The 16449-nt window shown below is 49.3% G+C and carries 19 protein-coding genes; 5 read left to right on the top strand and 14 right to left on the bottom strand.

Annotation, left to right across the window (positions count from 1 at the left end; all coding sequences use genetic code 11):
• Window position 1 precedes the first annotated feature (1 nt).
• Window positions 2-565 carry an NUDIX hydrolase gene (locus NYE70_RS07490; RefSeq protein ID WP_341045562.1) on the bottom strand — a complete coding sequence of 188 codons (564 nt, stop codon included), beginning with the start codon at window positions 563-565 and terminating at the stop codon, window positions 2-4.
• An 83-nt stretch (window positions 566-648) separates the two neighbouring features.
• Between NYE70_RS07490 and NYE70_RS07495 the strand changes: the two genes are divergently transcribed.
• Together NYE70_RS07495 and NYE70_RS07500 are read left to right on the top strand one after the other, a co-directional pair.
• Window positions 649-795 carry a Z-ring formation inhibitor MciZ gene (locus tag NYE70_RS07495; protein WP_211019566.1) on the top strand — a complete coding sequence of 49 codons (147 nt, stop codon included), beginning with the start codon at window positions 649-651 and terminating at the stop codon, window positions 793-795.
• A gap of 76 nt (window positions 796-871) precedes the next feature.
• Window positions 872-1657 (top strand): tetratricopeptide repeat protein, encoded by a 786-nt coding sequence (locus tag NYE70_RS07500; RefSeq protein WP_341045564.1) that lies wholly within the window; start codon window positions 872-874, stop codon window positions 1655-1657.
• A gap of 85 nt (window positions 1658-1742) precedes the next feature.
• Here NYE70_RS07500 and NYE70_RS07505 read toward each other — a convergent pair whose 3' ends face one another.
• Window positions 1743-2879, bottom strand: a complete 1137-nt coding sequence (locus tag NYE70_RS07505; protein ID WP_341045565.1) for a M20/M25/M40 family metallo-hydrolase — start codon at window positions 2877-2879, stop codon at window positions 1743-1745.
• Window positions 2880-2958: 79 nt separating this feature from the next.
• On the opposite strand from NYE70_RS07505, the gene prli42 reads away from it, so the two are divergent.
• Window positions 2959-3057 carry a stressosome-associated protein Prli42 gene (gene prli42, locus NYE70_RS07510; RefSeq protein ID WP_280520358.1) on the top strand — a complete coding sequence of 33 codons (99 nt, stop codon included), beginning with the start codon at window positions 2959-2961 and terminating at the stop codon, window positions 3055-3057.
• Here the strand turns inward: prli42 and lipB are convergent.
• The 5 genes from lipB to lpdA all read right to left on the bottom strand — a co-directional run bounded on the left by lipB (window position 3054) and on the right by lpdA (window position 8740).
• Complete coding sequence (lipB, locus tag NYE70_RS07515) at window positions 3054-3740, bottom strand: lipoyl(octanoyl) transferase LipB (RefSeq protein WP_290406157.1); 687 nt, start codon at window positions 3738-3740, stop codon at window positions 3054-3056. The genes prli42 and lipB overlap by 4 nt on opposite strands.
• A gap of 19 nt (window positions 3741-3759) precedes the next feature.
• Window positions 3760-5163 (bottom strand): dihydrolipoamide acetyltransferase family protein, encoded by a 1404-nt coding sequence (locus tag NYE70_RS07520; RefSeq protein WP_341045567.1) that lies wholly within the window; start codon window positions 5161-5163, stop codon window positions 3760-3762.
• 19 nt (window positions 5164-5182) lie between these two features.
• Window positions 5183-6169 carry an alpha-ketoacid dehydrogenase subunit beta gene (locus NYE70_RS07525; protein ID WP_213653999.1) on the bottom strand — a complete coding sequence of 329 codons (987 nt, stop codon included), beginning with the start codon at window positions 6167-6169 and terminating at the stop codon, window positions 5183-5185.
• A gap of 2 nt (window positions 6170-6171) precedes the next feature.
• Window positions 6172-7194, bottom strand: a complete 1023-nt coding sequence (locus tag NYE70_RS07530; RefSeq protein ID WP_341045568.1) for a thiamine pyrophosphate-dependent dehydrogenase E1 component subunit alpha — start codon at window positions 7192-7194, stop codon at window positions 6172-6174.
• A gap of 124 nt (window positions 7195-7318) precedes the next feature.
• Window positions 7319-8740, bottom strand: coding sequence for a dihydrolipoyl dehydrogenase (lpdA, locus tag NYE70_RS07535; RefSeq protein WP_341045569.1), 1422 nt, complete (start codon window positions 8738-8740; stop codon window positions 7319-7321).
• 152 nt (window positions 8741-8892) lie between these two features.
• On the opposite strand from lpdA, the gene NYE70_RS07540 reads away from it, so the two are divergent.
• Both NYE70_RS07540 and NYE70_RS07545 read left to right on the top strand, forming a co-directional pair.
• On the top strand, window positions 8893-9186 hold the full coding sequence (locus tag NYE70_RS07540) for a DUF2627 domain-containing protein (protein ID WP_211019574.1): 294 nt from the start codon (window positions 8893-8895) through the stop codon (window positions 9184-9186).
• Between the two features lie 54 nt (window positions 9187-9240).
• Window positions 9241-9630, top strand: a complete 390-nt coding sequence (locus NYE70_RS07545; protein WP_341045570.1) for a potassium channel family protein — start codon at window positions 9241-9243, stop codon at window positions 9628-9630.
• A 164-nt stretch (window positions 9631-9794) separates the two neighbouring features.
• Here NYE70_RS07545 and NYE70_RS07550 read toward each other — a convergent pair whose 3' ends face one another.
• From NYE70_RS07550 to recN, 7 genes are all read right to left on the bottom strand, one after another.
• On the bottom strand, window positions 9795-10010 hold the full coding sequence (locus NYE70_RS07550) for a hypothetical protein (protein ID WP_211019576.1): 216 nt from the start codon (window positions 10008-10010) through the stop codon (window positions 9795-9797).
• A 57-nt stretch (window positions 10011-10067) separates the two neighbouring features.
• Window positions 10068-10664 (bottom strand): methyltransferase family protein, encoded by a 597-nt coding sequence (locus NYE70_RS07555; protein ID WP_341045571.1) that lies wholly within the window; start codon window positions 10662-10664, stop codon window positions 10068-10070.
• 12 nt (window positions 10665-10676) lie between these two features.
• Entirely contained in the window at window positions 10677-11654 is a 978-nt protein-coding gene (locus NYE70_RS07560; RefSeq protein ID WP_341045573.1) for a cation diffusion facilitator family transporter, read from the bottom strand.
• Entirely contained in the window at window positions 11647-11976 is a 330-nt protein-coding gene (locus NYE70_RS07565) for an ArsR/SmtB family transcription factor (RefSeq protein WP_211019579.1), read from the bottom strand. The genes NYE70_RS07560 and NYE70_RS07565 overlap by 8 nt, the downstream gene beginning before the upstream one ends.
• Window positions 11977-12224: 248 nt before the next feature.
• Entirely contained in the window at window positions 12225-13025 is an 801-nt protein-coding gene (gene spo0A, locus NYE70_RS07570; RefSeq protein ID WP_211019580.1) for a sporulation transcription factor Spo0A, read from the bottom strand.
• A 228-nt stretch (window positions 13026-13253) separates the two neighbouring features.
• Window positions 13254-14585 (bottom strand): SpoIVB peptidase, encoded by a 1332-nt coding sequence (gene spoIVB, locus NYE70_RS07575; protein WP_341045574.1) that lies wholly within the window; start codon window positions 14583-14585, stop codon window positions 13254-13256.
• A 125-nt stretch (window positions 14586-14710) separates the two neighbouring features.
• Window positions 14711-16435, bottom strand: a complete 1725-nt coding sequence (gene recN, locus NYE70_RS07580) for a DNA repair protein RecN (RefSeq protein ID WP_341045576.1) — start codon at window positions 16433-16435, stop codon at window positions 14711-14713.
• Window positions 16436-16449: the final 14 nt, after the last annotated feature.

The raw sequence follows: 16449 nt of genomic DNA on the forward strand, positions 1-16449 counted from the left end.
GTCATTTCCGTCCTTGACCCGATGTTTGTGCTAGCTGAAGCTGCCAGATATATGCCGCCAAAATCGTTTTGGCATCGGCGATCCGGCCTTCTGATATATACTGCTGCACCTCATCGAACGAGGCTTCGATAACCTCCAGAAACTCGTCCTCATCCGGCGTCATTTCTCCTGCCGTCAAATCCTCAGCCACATACAAATGTATGATCTCATCCGCGAAACCCGGAGAGGTATAAAAAGAATGCAATTTCGTAAGTTTACCGCACCGGTATCCGGTCTCTTCCTGCAATTCCCTTCTAGCCGCTTCCATCGGATCTTCATCTTTCTCCAGCTTGCCCGCCGGAATCTCCAATTCGCAGCGAGCCATCGCCTGCCGATACTGATCCACAAGCAGTAACCGTCCATCCTTCACCGCCAGAACGGCCACGGCGCCCGGATGGCGAATGATTTCGCGCTTCGCCTTTGTTCCGTCAGGCAATTCTACCGTATCGATTTGCAAAGAAATCACTTTACCACTGAATACCGGCTCGGTGGAGATTGTTTTTTCCTGCAATTTCTCGTTTGTCATTTCAAATCATCCTCCCTGTCATAACTTGTCCGTTTCGAACATATGGTGTTATTATACCAAACCTGCAGAAAAGGAGCAGTTCCATGAAAAGTCATTTTTCAAGCAATGTGATGACCGCAAGAGGCAAAGCCTGGCAAGTTCGAATTCTTCTGTCCCAATGGAAAAAAGAAGCCGGCGGAAGCACTAAAGTCAAAGACTTCATTCAACTGCATAGCTCCGGCTTAAAATAAATCGACTTGAATCGACAATATTAGTGTTCAAATGACAAATAGATGGTTAATGGTTAAAGGGGTGAATTTGAAATCTATGTTGAAAGACGAAGAAACACATCATTCGGTTTCCGTTTCGCTTGGTGACGATATATCTTTTCTAAATTTGGAACGTCTCATCCGTTGCGGAGAGCATAAACAAGCCTTAGATACAATTCTGGAATGGAAAAACAACGATCGGCCATTCTCCGAAGAATTTGCTGAATCATTGGAGCAGCTTTCGCTTCTGGCCCGTTTATGCCTGGGAGACGTCACCGTCCAGTCTTTGACTCATTCCGGAGCCAACACCTACGAATTCATCTCCTCCCTCATTCAGCGTTCCGTCCAGTTGGGTCTGTTGGATCTTGCAGACGAATTAACCGGAGGTAACGATACATATCATCTTTGCGAATCAATTATCTCACTATATACTGAAGGTTACGTAGAACGCGCTAAGTCCAAATTAATGCAACTGAATGCTGCGTTGTTGACGGAGGCACAACCTCCCTTTACACGCCCCGCCTATATTTTTGGCGAAATACTGCATGACGAAGGTCGATTTGAGGAAGCTGCCGTCATTTTTGAACGAATTGCTCAACAATTCCCGGATATGGCAAAAGCACGTTTTGCAGCAAGCTCCTGCTATTTACATACGACGATGAACCGACTGATGGGACGCATTGAACTTTATCGCCCCGGAGAAGAAGAACAGCTCAGGATTGAGAAGTATTTGAACGATATTTCCGAAGCCCTGAACATTGTTCAACGTACGAATTGGCATACAAGCTGGAGCCCCGCTCAAAGCCGGAACCTCCCTCCTCAGCCGTCTAAAGTTATTCATTAGCGAAATACAATAGGTTAAATCATAACAGCCGCCAATCAGCGAATAGCTAACTGGCGGCTGTTTGTAACTTAAATGAAGCGATTCATTAATTGACTTTCAGGGACTGAGCGACAATTTCCAAAGCATATTCAGCCACTTTTACAATGTCGGCAGCTTTGATCCGCTCTTCGGTGGTGTGGATATTTTCGTATCCGACCGCCAGGTTGACGGTTGGAATGCCGAAACCGTTAAATACATTGGCATCGCTGCCGCCGCCTGAAATGAAAGTGCTGCCTGACAGCCCAAGCTGAACGGCCGCTTTTTTCGCCAGAACGACTACATCGTCGTCATCGTTAAAGTGGAATGCCGGATAGGCAAGATCACTGCTGAATTCAAATTTCGTTCCATACTCCCGGCAGACCGCTTCAACCGCTTCCTTCATGCTCTCGATCTGCTTGTTGATTTTCTCAAGCGAGGTGCTCCGGGCTTCCGCATACAGTTTAACGTAATCCGGAACGATATTCGTCTCGCCCCCGCCTTCGAATTTTCCAATATTCGCGGTTGTCGTCTCATCGATCCGCCCCAAATTCATTCTGGCAATCGCTTTGCCCGCAACTTGGATCGCGCTGATGCCATCCTCCGGATTTACGCCGGCATGCGCCGATTTGCCGTAAATCTCAATATCGATTTGTGCGCGGGTTGGCGCCCCAATGCAGATGGACCCCACTTCCCCGTTGGAATCGATCGCGAAGCCGTACTTCGCATCCAGCTGGCCGGCATCCATCGCTCTGGACCCGGTAAGCGCTGACTCTTCGCCTACTGTAATGACGAATTGAATTTGTCCATGCGGCAGATTGTTCTCCCGCAGCACCTGAATGACTTCAAGTAACGCTGCAACTCCCGCCTTATCGTCCGACCCGAGAATTGTCGTGCCGTCGCTGCGGATCCATCCGTCTTCGCCAACGATGGGTTTGATTCCGTTTCCTGGTGCTACCGTGTCCATATGGCAGGTGAACAAAAAGGGAGCTGCGGAAGATCCCGTTTCTCCGCTAGCTTTCAATGTTGCGATCAGGTTCCCTGCCGCGTGACCGGTCCGGGATGCGGAGTCATCCTCTACAACTTCAAGTCCAAGCTCCGTGAACTTGGCTTTCAGCATGTCCGCAATTTGACGCTCATGTTTGGTTTCGCTATCGATTTGCACCAGTTCCAGAAACTGGGCAATCACTCTGTCCTTGTTGATCACTGGACTTTCCTCACTTTCATTTTTACGATAAAATAAGATAGACTGTTCAAAATCAATCCAAGAAGGAGTTATATACATTATGCAAAGAAAGTGGCTTAAAGTCGTTGTATATTTAATGCTGTTCGCGATGGTAGCTTCTACACTACTTGCTTTATTGGAACCTATTTTCCTTCGCTAAACCAGGTTTAAAGATCCGGAATAGCCAAACAGGTCATTAAAATAAGGGACAATCCCCTCTGCGGCCTGCTCTACCGTGAAATTACGTCCGGTAACATCCTCCAAGGAAGTAACGCCGTATTCCTGAATGCCACACGGGATTATTCCCCGAAACCCTTCTTCCTGAATCCCCTGCTTGACATTAAAGGCAAAGCCATGACTCGTTATAAACCCTTTGCGGTGGCGGCATTTATTGAATTTCACGCCGATAGCGCAAATTTTTTCGTCCCCGACCCAGACGCCGGTATATTCCGGCTTTCTTGATCCTTTAATTCCGTATGCTCCCAAGTAATCAATGATAACCTGTTCCAGGTCCCGCAAGTACCCGTGCAGGTCAAGCCCTTTACTGCTGTCGAGCCACAGTAACGGATAACCGACAAGTTGACCGGGACCGTGGTATGTAATATCCCCGCCCCGGTCGATTTCAAACAGGGAAATGCCCCGTTCGCGAAGCTGGTCGGGCCCAAGGAGCAAATGCTCGGGATGCCGCTGCGAGCCGATCGTATAGGTCGGCGGATGCTGAAGAAGCAGCAGGTGTTCCCCCTGCTGCTGTTCATCCATCGCTTTTACAATTTGCTTTTGCTTGTCCCAAGCTTCCCCGTATTCCATTTCTCCGATATATGAGATGCTAATGGATTTCGTCATGCTGATTTTGTCCTCCAAATCAATAGACTTGAGTGTCCAGGGAGTAGCTCTCCATATTATCTTTAACCCGCTGCATAAACCGTCCGCAAATGACGCCGTCCAGAATCCGGTGATCCAGCGACAGGCACAAGTTGGCCATCGAGCGCACCGCGATCATATCGTTGATGACGACCGGCTTCTTCACAATGGATTCAAAAGTCAGAATCGCAGCTTGCGGGTAATTGATGATCGGCTGGGTCAAAATAGATCCGAAAGATCCGGTATTGTTCACGGTAAAGGTACCGCCTTGCATATCGTCCAGCTTCAGCTTACCGGCACGCACCTTGGTGGCAAGCTCATCGATTTCACGAGCCAGACCTGCGATGTTCTTCTGATCCGCTTTCTTGATAACCGGCGTCAGCACGGAATCTTCCGTACCTACAGCCAGAGAAATATTAATGTCCCGCTTCACGATAATTTTGTCAACGGCCCAGACCGAATTCATGATCGGATAATCTTTGATGGCGCTGACTACCGCTTTAAGCAAAAAGGCGAGGTAGGTCAGGTTGACGCCTTCCTTTTTCTTGAACTCGTCTTTGATTTTGTTCCGCAGTTGGACCAGATTGGTCACGTCGACCTCGATCATCATCCAGCCATGAGGAATTTCCGAGACGCTTTGGCGCATCCGGGTTGCGATCGTATTGCGGATCGGGGTTACGTCGATAAAATACTCCGAGCGGTCCCCACCCTCTACCTCGATCGTCGGAATCCGCGGCGTTTCGGTCAAATGCAGACCGGAATGGCGGACAGGCTCGAAGGCTGCGCGGCTCAAGTCTGCGGAAATGCCGCCGGGATTGGACGTCGGTACAGCCGATTGCTGTGCTTGAGGCTGTTGAGCGGAAACGGATTGCACTTGCTGCGTCGGCGCTTGAGCCACTGGGGCCGAAGATCCGGCTCCGCCGTTCTCGAGATAATTCAATACGTCTTTCCGTGTAATGCGGCCGCCCAAACCGGTTCCCGGTACGTTGCGCAAATCAATGTTATGCTCCGCGGCCATCGTTTGTACGGCCGGAGAGTAACGACTCCGTTGCGACTGATCCGCGGATGCCGAAGCAGTTGACGCAGCAGCCGGGGTTCCGGCCGATGTCTGAGAATGGCCTCCTGCAGCAGTTGCAGGAGCGGAGTCTGCAGACTCCGTTTCAATCCGGCAAATGACCGTGCCGACCGAAATCTCCTGGCCTTCCTCCGCAAGCAATTCGCCCATGATACCGTCCAGCGTGGACGGAATCTCGGCATTAACTTTATCCGTGATGACTTCACAGATCGGTTCATATTGTTCTACTCTGTCGCCCGGCTTCTTCAACCATTTGCCGATTGTAGCCGATACGAGCGATTCCGCAAGCTGCGGCATAAGGACATCGGTTAATTGTTTATTGGATGACATATTTACTCACTCCCATTTGTTAAAAAAGCGCCAATTGCGTCATAGCTTCTTTAACTTTATCCTTGCTCAGCATAAAGAATTTTTCCATCGGCGGACTGATCGGCATCGCCGGTACGTCCGGACCGCAAAGTCTTTGGATCGGCGCATCCAGCTCGAACAGGCACTCTTCGGAGATGATCGCCGCCACTTCGGCGCCGACGCCGCCCGTTTTATTGTCCTCATGAACAATAAGTACCTTGCCAGTCTTGCGAGCGGCTGCAATAATCGCTTCGCGGTCGAGCGGCTGGATCGTGCGAAGATCCAGAATGTGAGCGCTGATGCCTTGCTCGGCTTCCAGCTCAGCTGCTGCCTGCATCGCAAAGTGCAAAGGCAAACTATAGCCGATTACCGTGATATCCGTACCTTCGCGCAATACATTCGCTTTACCGATCGGCACGATGTAGTCGTCTTCCGGTACGTCTTCCTTAATCAGCTTGTAGCACTTTTTATTCTCAAAGAACAGGACCGGATCCGGATCTCGGACAGCCGCTTTAAGTAATCCTTTGGCATCATAGGCCGAATAAGGAGCGACGATCTTCAATCCCGGTGTCCCGAAAAAGATCGACTCCGGACACTGGGAGTGGTACAACCCGCCGAAAATCCCGCCGCCGATCGGTGCGCGGACCACGACAGGGCAGTTCCAATCGTTATTGGAGCGATAACGGATTTTGGCCGCTTCGCTGATAATCTGATTTGTAGCCGGAAGCATGAAATCGGAGTACTGCATTTCGGCAATCGGCTTCATACCGTACATCGCGGCACCGATCGCCACGCCGGCAATGGCCGATTCCGCAAGCGGAGTATCCATCACGCGCAGTTCACCGAACTGTTCCTGCAACCCTTTGGTGGTCGTAAATACGCCGCCTTTTACACCGACGTCTTCCCCAAGTACAAATACGTTCTCGTCCCGCTCCATTTCTTCCTTCATTGCGAGACGGATCGCATCGATATATTCCATAACCGGCATGATTAAACCTCCCCTTCGCTGGCATACACATGCAGGAGCGTATCTTCCGGTTTCGGGAACGGAGCCGACTCGGCCGATTCGATCGCATCTTTAAGCTGTTGGGAAATTTCCCTGCTCAGCGCCTCATCCTGTTCTTCACTCCACAAGCCATGTTCAATCAAATACTGTCTCATCTTCGGAATCCCGTCTTTTCTCCAGTTCTCATCGACTTCTTCCTTCGTCCGGTAAGCCAGATCGTTATCGGAAGTAGAGTGAGGTGAAAGCCGGTACATCATCGCTTCGATCAAGGTAGGCCCTTCGCCGCGGACAGCACGTTCACGAGCCTCTTTAACGACTCTGTACACTTCGAGCGCATCGTTGCCGTCGACGCGGATTCCCGGGAATCCATAACCTAGCGCCCGGTCGGACACTTTACCGCCGAGCTGCTTCTTGATCGGTACGGAAATCGCGTATTGGTTGTTTTCACACATGAAAATGACCGGCAGCTTCTGTACCCCGGCAAAATTCAAGCCTTCGTGGAAATCCCCTTGATTGCTGGAGCCTTCCCCAAAGGTTACATAAGATACGATGTCTTTCTTCTGCATTTTGGCAGCCAATGCTATCCCCACCGCATGCGGTACTTGCGTTGTTACCGGACTGGACCCGGTTACGATACGAAGCCGCTTGGAACCGAAATGGCCCGGCATCTGACGGCCGCCGCTATTCGGATCATCCGCCTTGGCAAATGCCGACAGCATCAATTCCTTTAGACTCATGCCGACAGTAAGCACAAAGCCGTAATCGCGGTAATATGGCAAAAAATAGTCCCGTTCGCGGTCAAGCGCAAACGCCGCAGCGACCTGCGCCGTTTCCTGTCCGATACCGGAGACGTGAAAATTGATCTTGCCCGCCCGCTGCAGCAGCAAATTCCGTTCATCGAATTTCCGCGCGAGCAGCATATATTTGTACATGTCGACCACTTCGGCATCCGACAATCCGAGCTGCTCATGTTTTGGCTGAGTTTTAATTGAACTTTTTGCATTCATGGGAGTTACCTCCTTTAATTGGCACCCTCGCCTGATTTTAATCTCATCTTAAAACCTGGTACTAAGACTTGGGTTAACCTTATTATAATCCCTTTCGGCCTAAAAAGAAAATATAATAGTTCCATCAAAGGGATAATGAGCGTCCTTCCACGGCGAGCGCCGCTTCTCCGATAATTTCGGAAAGCGAAGGATGGGCAAATCCCGCTTGTCCGATTTCCCAAGGCGTCGCATCCAGCAATTGTGCCAGAGCTGCCTGTGCGATCAATTCGGTTGCATGTGCACCGATGATTTGAACGCCGACAAGATCATTGGTGACGGCATCGGCCACGATTTTTACGAAGCCTTCGCGCTCTCCCTGCACCAGCGCTTTACCGATAGCTGAAAAAGGTACTTTGGCGGTTTTCACTTCCCGGCCTTGCTGCTTGGCTTCCTTCTCGGTGATTCCTACAGATGCAACTTCCGGACGCGTATACACGCAGCGCGGTACCTGGGACGCCTCGTAGGCGTGGGATGCCTCGCCAACCAAGTGGTTCACGGCGACCAGACCTTCGTGACTGGCCGCATGCGCAAGCTGCAGCCCGCCGATGCAATCGCCGATCGCGTAAATATGCGGCTCCGTCGTCTGCATATGCTCGTTGACACGGATGAAGCCTTGCTGCAGGCCGATATCGGTGTTTTCGAGTCCGATATTTTCCACGTTGGCCTGCCGGCCTACCGACACCAGCAGCTTGTCCCCTTGCAGGATAGTCACATCATCCCCGCGCTGCGCGGAAATATGTACGAGGCCGTCCTTCACTTCGTACGAATCAGTCAATACTTTAACTCCGGTCATCACCGTAACTCCGCGCTTTTGCAGCTGTTTCTGCAGCTCGCGTGCCACCTCTTCGTCCTCGGCCGGGAGCAGTTGATCCGCCGCTTCAACGACCGTGACCTGAACGCCAAAATCATTAAGCAGGGATGCCCATTCTACGCCGATGACTCCTCCGCCGACAATCAACATCGATTCCGGAAGCTCCTCCATGGACAAAGCTTCATCGCTGCTAAGGATATGCTTGCCGTCCGGGATCAAGCCGGGAAGGAAACGAGGCCGGGAACCTGTGGCAATGATCAGATTGGCCGGAACTACGGTCTCCATTTCGCCGTCACTCAGTTCAACCGCCACGGCTCCGCTCTTGGGCGAGAAGATCGAAGGTCCGATAACCCGGCCTTTCCCTTGGAGAACCTGGATTTTATTTTTACGCATCAAATATTGAACGCCTTTATGTAGCTGATCGACGATTCCCTGTTTTCTCTCCTGCACTTTCGGGAATACCAGAGTAACGCCGCTCGTCTCAATTCCGAAACTGGCGCTATCTTTCATCTGGGCATAAAGCTCCGCGCTTCTAAGCAGCGCCTTGCTTGGAATACAGCCTCGGTGCAGGCAGGTTCCGCCAAGCTTGTCCTGTTCTATAATCACGACTTCCTTGCCAAGCTGGGCCGCGCGGATCGCCGCGATATAACCTCCGGTTCCGCCGCCGAGTACCGCCACATCGCATGAAATAGTCATAATTTACACTCCACCATTCTTATTGAATAATAATCTTTTACCATTGTACCTTGTTTTTAGCCTAATACAAATAAGCTCCTAAATGGACAGAATTTAAAGAAAACGGTATGATAATAAAAATAAGTTTTGACGAAAGGAAGTAGCCTGATCCGATGAAACTGATGATCTCCAGGTTTATCGCCGTCATCATTTTGGTCATCCCCGGCATCGCCGCCATGACCGGCTTTTTAAAGATGAAGGACGCTTTGTTTATATATATGTCCGATCATGGAGACGATACTCTCTCCGCCGTTACGTTCGACTGGTTGAACTTTACGGTCGGCCTGCTGCTGTTTGCAGTCGGTATCGGATTTCTTGGAGGCTGGATTTTCTTCAGGGACCGCAAGCGGAATTATGTCGGACCTAGAAAAAAAGCCCGCAAGCAGGCTGCAGAAACACGGCCCTGAATTGCCGGTTGAATGAATCTTAAGTCTAGCTGAACGAGCCGTAAGGAGTGGGACATGCTATCTTTTGTACTGACATTAAAACGCCTGCTCAGCGGCCTGCGTCATTCGTTCAAGAAGCATCATTTTCAAGTGCTGATCTTCCTGATCGCAGCCACTTTGTTATCGGGTACCTTATTCTATGTTAAAGCGGAACATCTACCTTGGCTCGACGCCCTTTATTTCTGTGTAGTTACCCTGACTACAGTCGGCCATCCCGAATTTGTCCCTCAAACCTCGCTTGGAAAAGTATTCACGATGGTTTACGTGTTCGCAGGTATCGGTCTTACCTTTGGCACGATCTTCGAAATTGCGGCCGGGATTATGTTCCCGCGAACGGGAGGTCAACGCGGCCTTCGAACGAAAGACGACCCAACTGAACAGGAACCGGACAAATCCTGCAATTAAAAAATCTTTCCCGCGCAATTTCGTGGGAAAGATTTTTTTTAGATGTCAGAATGTATAAACTTCGTAGCATTAACTGCCTGATATCGCAAGAAAAACTTCCGCTAAACGCGGTCTGGCTTCCGTGAAAGTACATCGATAGACGTTTTTCTTATGATGGTTTCGCCTTATTCATACAAGGCGTCTCTCAGCTTGCTGGACATTCTCGGGCTGCTCCCTGCGGAAAGCCGGAGAATTGTTTTACGCAGCCTGACATTCTCCGCATTCAGGCTTTGCGTCTTTTCAATAAGCTCCTTAATCAGGTCCTGCTCTTCTTTGTTTAAAGCGGGATGCTGCAATAACTCCAGATGGGGACCCAAGTTCAAATCGTTGTTGTCCGGCATCTTATCCCCTCCTCAATCTCTGGCTCAAAACATGTTCATTGTACCACGTACAATTGTTTATATAAACCACAGATAACGGGGCGTATTGCGGACATACCGGTTGTAAGTTTCTCCAAAGGTTTGCTTCAAATGTCTTTCTTCCTGAATGATCAGCAGATGGAAGAAGAACAAATTGCAGACACCGACTATAAGCGCGAGCAGGTTTGGGTACATCATCATGAAGCCGATAAACATCAGGTCGAAGCCGGTAAAAGCCGGGTTTCTGCTATAACGGTATATACCGTTCGTTACTAGTGACGTTTCGGTGGATTTATCGATGCCAACACGCCAGGATGTTTTCATATACAGCATCGCCGCGATAAACACGCTCAAACCGATACCGGCTACGATAACCCCCATCCATCCGACAGGACGGGCAAATGAGATGGAACGATAATTCCCAATCCCCAAGCTGTTCAAGAACCATAGGATAGCCCAACAAAACGAAGATATTTTGACGGCCGTTTCAACGATCACAGTAGCAGGCGGCTTGTTTCCTTTGCCCAATACATTGGCGGAAATCTCATTTTTTCTGGATAACAGAACGAGTTTCATGAAGTAACTTATAACGAAAGTAAAAAATAGAATTAGACTGATCACGTCTTTGATATTCATTTCCTTCATCTCCTACACCAGCAGTGGTGAATGGCGAATCAACGGAGTTTCAATTTGAACCGTGGCGTGAGTAATCCGATATTGCTCCTCCAACATCGATAACGCCTCCTGCAATATCCTTTGCTGATCCTCTTGCTCACCGATCACTAAATGGCAGCTAAGAGAATCCATACCCGAAGTAATCGACCAAATATGCAAATCGTGAACCTCTTGGACACCCATAATACGCTCCAAATCTACCTTGACCTTGTTCTGGTCGATGGATGCCGGCACTCCTTCCATCAGCACGTGCAGCGACTGGGCTATAACGCCCCATGCCCCTTTAAGAATCAACAATGCGACAAGAACACTTATGATCGGATCAAAAATATACCAGCCGAAGGCCCACATTACGATACCGCCCAAGATAGCCCCCACAGATCCCAGCGCATCACCCAGGACGTGCAAATAAGCGCTCCTGTAGTTGATATTTCCTTTAACATCGCCTTTCTTAAGCAGCGCCCAGGCACTTGCCAGATTTGCAGCCAAACCGATAAAGGCAATCAGCATCATCGGCCCGGTGGACACAGTCGGCGGATCGAAAAATCTGCCGTAGGCTTCCCTGATGATAAAACCGGCGATGACGAACAAGGTAATCCCGTTTAGCAGAGCGGCGAGAATCTCGGTTCTGTAATAACCGAAGCTTCTCCGGGAAGATGCCGGGCGTGCGGCAAACCAGATCGCAATAAGACTTAACACCAGAGAACTGGCATCGCTGAGCATATGACCTGAGTCGGAGAGCAAGGCCAAGCTGTTGGTAATCAACCCTCCAAAAAACTCAAGAACAGCTATCGAGGCCGTAATTAGCAGTGCAATGAGAATGCCTTTCTTGTTGCCCGATCTTGCTGAATGATGATCTCCGTGATGATGCCCATGAGCATGGCTGTGAGAATGACCATGGGAATGGTTATGATGGCCATGATTGTGATCATGATTTTTATGATTATGCATGTCCTTCGCCTCCCTCATCACAATTGGCATGCTCGATCGCTTGACTTAACAACGAAATAACATGATCATCATCGCAGCTATAATACATCGTATTCGCGGATCTTCTGAATTTCACAAGCCGCAAATTCCGCAAAAAGCTTAGTTGGTGAGATACGGCGGATTGCGATAATCCCAAAACCTCAGTCATGTGCGTAACGGAGCACTCTTCCTCCGACAGCAAGTATAGAATCCGGATACGCGTCGGATCGGCCAATGCTTTAAAAATCGTCGATACACTGTCAATGGTAGTGTCCGTTAAAAAAGAATGCGTATTTTTATCCATCATGAATCACTCCTGAATTCGTATATGAGCATATGCTCATATATACAATAATCCTAACGGGATATATTGTCAATCCTTGAATAATAAAAAATCTCCTCTACTGGTTGAGTAAGCCTTAACCAATAAAGGAGATTCACAGCTAAAAATACGGCATGCAACATGATATTGATATCTGTATGCAAAGTCGTTCTGGATGTCTGCATCATTTTAACCCGTTATTCCTTATCCCTTTTGGGGATCGGATCCTTTCACGACACCTTATGCTCAATTCTCAGCTTATCAGCCACCATCGCGATGAACTCGGAGTTCGTCGGTTTGGATTTGCTGATGTTGATCGTATATCCGAAAAGATGGCTAATGGAGTCGATATTGCCGCGCGTCCAAGCGACTTCGATCGCGTGACGAATGGCGCGTTCGACGCGGGATGGTGTCGTTTTGAACTTTTCTGCGATCGCCGGATACAAAGTTTTTGTAATAGCCCCCAAAATTTCGATGTTATTGTAGACCATCGTTATAGCTTCGCGCAAATACTGATATCCCTTAATATGTGCAGGAACTCCGATTTCATGAATGATTGACGTAATATTTGCATCCAGATTCTTTCCTTTTCCTAACGGTACCACATTGGATTTCGTAAATGGCGTGGATGTAGTTCCACTGGACGTCTGTACGCCGACAAGTTGGCGAATCCGGTTAGCCAGAACTTCCATATCAAATGGTTTGAGGATGTAATACGATGCCCCGAGCTGGACGGCACGTTGTGTGATATTCTCCTGGCCGAAAGCGGTCAACATAATGATTTTCGGCTGCGGGTTCAAATTAAGGTCGCGCAAACGCTCCAGTACACCGAGTCCATCCAAATGCGGCATGATGATGTCCAAAATCAACACGTCCGGAACTTTTGGAGCATTGTCGATCATCTCCAGCACTTCTTCACCATTGTAAGCAATCCCCGAGATGACCATATCGTCCTGCCCCGAAATATATTCCGCGAGCAAATTTGTAAATTCCCGATTATCATCCGCCAATAACACTTCAATTTTCTGCACCGACTTTTGTCCTCCTTAAGTAAAATGATTAAGTATTTTTATTTTCTCTTCTTCCAGAATAAGGATTCGACACGCAAAAGTAAATTCCTTCTGTCGAAAATTATTTTTCTTTATTTTTTTATTATGATGATATATAATGATACATTTATTTACACAATTTTATCTGATTCATTTTTATTCGACAAAAACCATCGTCCAATCCGATTTAAAGCAAAAATCTTAAGGCGATTAACCCGCCTTAAGATTTTGGGAAGAGCTCTGATTTCCTTGCAAAATGCCGGCATCTTGAAGCATCCATTCAATAAAGCATCCGTAACCGGAACGCGGATCGTTGACAAAAACATGGGTTACCGCGCCGATTAACTTACCGTTCTGAATGATTGGACTTCCGCTCATTCCTTGGACAATCCCGCCGGTCTTATCGATCAGTCTCGGATCGGTAATTCTAAGCACGATCCCTTTGGTCTCCGGGGCGTTTTGCTTAGATACATGAACGATTTCGACCTTGAATCTTTCCACCTTTTGCCCCTCGACGACCGTCAAGATTTCAGCCGGACCCTCTTTGACCTCATCAGAGAAGGCGACCGGAATCGGCGCTTGATACACGCTATGGTCAGGGTTCTGCCCCATCTTCCCGAAAATGCCGAAATGCGTGTTGCGCTCAATATTCCCCAATGTCTTTCCTTCCTTAACGAAGTGCGCGCGTTTTTCACCAGGTTCGCCGCTCTCGCTCTTGGAAATCGAAGTTACGCTCGATTGAAGAATTTCTCCGCTGCCCACGACAATCGGAGTTTGGGTATTCATATCCGTAATAATATGTCCCAAGGCCCCGTACACGCCCTGATCCGGCGCATAAAACGTCAACGTGCCGACACCGGCCGCCGAATCCCGGATGTACAGACCCATCCTCCAGGCACGGTCCTGCCCGTCAAAAGCGGGGGTCAACGACGTGTTAAACGATTTTCCGCTCCGCTTATAAGTGATTTTCATCGGTTTGTTTGCTTTTCCCGCTTTTCCGGCAATTTCGGCAACATCTTTAACGTCCTTCAATTGAACGCCGTCAATGTGCGTAATTAAATCGCCGACCTGCAATCCAGCGGCTTCACCCGGGGAGACTCTCCGGTTATTGTCATTTACTTGGTGATGGCCGACAATCAAGATTCCGGCCGATTTCACTTTGACGCCGATGGTTTGACCGCCGGGGATGACTTTCAAATCGGGAATTACATTAACCTTTACGGTTTTGAGGGGGATTTGACCGAATAATTTCATGCGAAGCTTGGCTTCTCCGCTGTGTAAGGACGATAAGTTTAGCGGGTCTCCTAAGGATACCTTCATGGTCGGCACCGCTTGACCGTTCAGCATGACGACGTCGGGCCGATCTACACTGACGCTTGCCTGTACCGGCAAAGCCAAATGGATTTGCCGGCCCTGCCCTTGAAACAAACGAAGTTCATCGGGCAGTTGCGGTAGGCGGCCTTCAGCCGCGGAGGTACCAAGAAAACAAAAGAAGAAGGCAAATAAAAGGCCGAGCAGTCTTTTCCTGAGGTTCGGGTTCAACGGCTTTCACGCTCCCTTAGCTTCTTTCGCTTGACGAAAAGGTGGTCGCCAATTGCGTACCTATAAGATACCCCGGGTCAGGCCTTTTATTACTGTCAATCATTGTCCCGGCACACCACTTCCCTTTAAACCGGGAACTTCTGCGCCTTGGCCAAATTCAGCATTTCCTGGGCATGATGCTTCGTTTTTTCCGTAATTTCTACGCCTCCGAGCATGCGGGCCAGCTCCATTACCCGCTCTTCTTCCGAAAGATGTTCAACACGGGTCATCGTCCGGCCTTCCTCGACAACCTTCTCGATCAGATACTGTTGATCCGCCATGCAAGCCACTTGCGGCAAATGCGTGATGGAGAACACCTGGCATGTCTGAGACAGACGGTACAGCTTCTCTGCGATCGACTGAGCCGCACGCCCGCTGACACCGGTATCCACTTCGTCAAATATAAGTACGGGCACCTCGTCATGCCTTGCAAAAATGCTCTTGAGCGCCAGCATAATCCGCGACAACTCTCCTCCGGAGGCAATTTTGCTTAACGGCCGGAGCGGCTCGCCCGGATTCGGGGAAATCAGAAACTCAGCGTTGTCGATCCCTTGCTTGCCCGGACGCAACTTCTGACCATTCCATTCAATACCGTGAGGATCTTCATTCCAAGCCAACTTCACTTGGAGGGAAGTTCTGCCCATTTGCAGGTCCTTCAGCTCGTTCTCAATCTGACCGGCTAATTCGTCTGCCTTTCTGGCGCGTACCTCGCTTAATTTAACTGCCTTTTCCATCAATCCTGTAAGCAGCTTTTCCCGACGGAGTTGAAGCTGTTCCAAAAGTTCGTCTTTATTTTCAAGTGTATCCGTTTCTCGCCGGATTTTATCGTAATATTCCAAAATCCCTTCCACGCTGTCCCCGTATTTGCGGCGTAAGGTGGAGATCATATTCAGCCGGTCTTCCACTTCTTCCAGTCTTTCGGGATTAAATTCGATGTTCTCGCGGTAAGACCGCAAACTGAACGAAGCATCCTCCAGCTGATAATAAGCGGATTGAAGCTGCTCAAGCAGCGGATTAACCTGTTTGCTGTCGTAAGACGCAACTTCGTTTAACCGTGAGATCGCCTTGGCTACCGCCTCAAGCCCCTGAGCTCCGTACAACATGTCATAGGCCTGAGAGATGGAATCCATCATTTTCTCGCTATGGGATAGTCTGACCTTTTCTTCCGAAAGCAATTCATCTTCTCCGAGTTTTAAACCCGCCGCAGAAATTTCCTCCAGCTGAAAACGATACAGATCCAGCATCTGCAATGCCTGCTGGCTCGTATTACGGAGCTCATTCCATTCCTTGTTTACCTTTACGAAACCCGAATAAGCTTCCTGGTATTCCGCTTTAACGGGCCCGATCTCATTCGCTCCGTAGGCATCCAGAAGCTCAAGATGGCGTTCGGGTCGGAGCAGGGTTTGGTGTTCATGCTGTCCGTGTAAATTAATCAGGCTTTCCCCGATTTGACGGAGCATCGTTAAATTAACGAGCTGTCCATTGATTCTGGCCGTGCTTTTCCCTTGGGCACTGATTTCCCGCCGGATGATCAGCGACTCGGCAGGGTCGCCCCCGATGCCGAACTCTGCCAGAGTGGCCCAAACAGAGTGGCCTTCAGGCAAGTCAAATGAAGCCTCCATTTCGGCCTTATCGCAGCCGTAACGGATCAAATCTGCTGAGCCGCGGCCGCCGGCAATAAGCCCGAGGGCATCAATTATGATCGATTTACCGGCGCCCGTCTCCCCGGTCAATACATGAAACCCCGGATGGAACGTAATATCCACCGCTTCAACCACAGCCAAATTACGAATACTTAAATGGACCAGCACGCAACGACAACTCC

Source organism: Paenibacillus sp. FSL R5-0407 (assembly GCF_038009185.1).
Lineage (GTDB): Bacteria > Bacillota > Bacilli > Paenibacillales > Paenibacillaceae > Fontibacillus > Fontibacillus vini.

Bases quoted from the DNA above. Each gene is read 5' to 3' on its own strand.
- NYE70_RS07490 (WP_341045562.1), bottom strand. From the start codon at position 565: ATGACAAACGAGAAATTGCAGGAAAAAACAATCTCCACCGAGCCGGTA.
- NYE70_RS07495 (WP_211019566.1), top strand. From the start codon at position 649: ATGAAAAGTCATTTTTCAAGCAATGTGATGACCGCAAGAGGCAAAGCC.
- NYE70_RS07500 (WP_341045564.1), top strand. From the start codon at position 872: ATGTTGAAAGACGAAGAAACACATCATTCGGTTTCCGTTTCGCTTGGT.
- prli42 (WP_280520358.1), top strand. From the start codon at position 2,959: ATGCAAAGAAAGTGGCTTAAAGTCGTTGTATATTTAATGCTGTTCGCG.
- lipB (WP_290406157.1), bottom strand. From the start codon at position 3,740: ATGACGAAATCCATTAGCATCTCATATATCGGAGAAATGGAATACGGG.
- NYE70_RS07520 (WP_341045567.1), bottom strand. From the start codon at position 5,163: ATGTCATCCAATAAACAATTAACCGATGTCCTTATGCCGCAGCTTGCG.
- NYE70_RS07525 (WP_213653999.1), bottom strand. From the start codon at position 6,169: ATGCCGGTTATGGAATATATCGATGCGATCCGTCTCGCAATGAAGGAA.
- NYE70_RS07530 (WP_341045568.1), bottom strand. From the start codon at position 7,194: ATGAATGCAAAAAGTTCAATTAAAACTCAGCCAAAACATGAGCAGCTC.
- lpdA (WP_341045569.1), bottom strand. From the start codon at position 8,740: ATGACTATTTCATGCGATGTGGCGGTACTCGGCGGCGGAACCGGAGGT.
- NYE70_RS07540 (WP_211019574.1), top strand. From the start codon at position 8,893: ATGAAACTGATGATCTCCAGGTTTATCGCCGTCATCATTTTGGTCATC.
- NYE70_RS07545 (WP_341045570.1), top strand. From the start codon at position 9,241: ATGCTATCTTTTGTACTGACATTAAAACGCCTGCTCAGCGGCCTGCGT.
- NYE70_RS07550 (WP_211019576.1), bottom strand. From the start codon at position 10,010: ATGCCGGACAACAACGATTTGAACTTGGGTCCCCATCTGGAGTTATTG.
- NYE70_RS07555 (WP_341045571.1), bottom strand. From the start codon at position 10,664: ATGAATATCAAAGACGTGATCAGTCTAATTCTATTTTTTACTTTCGTT.
- NYE70_RS07560 (WP_341045573.1), bottom strand. From the start codon at position 11,654: ATGCATAATCATAAAAATCATGATCACAATCATGGCCATCATAACCAT.
- NYE70_RS07565 (WP_211019579.1), bottom strand. From the start codon at position 11,976: ATGGATAAAAATACGCATTCTTTTTTAACGGACACTACCATTGACAGT.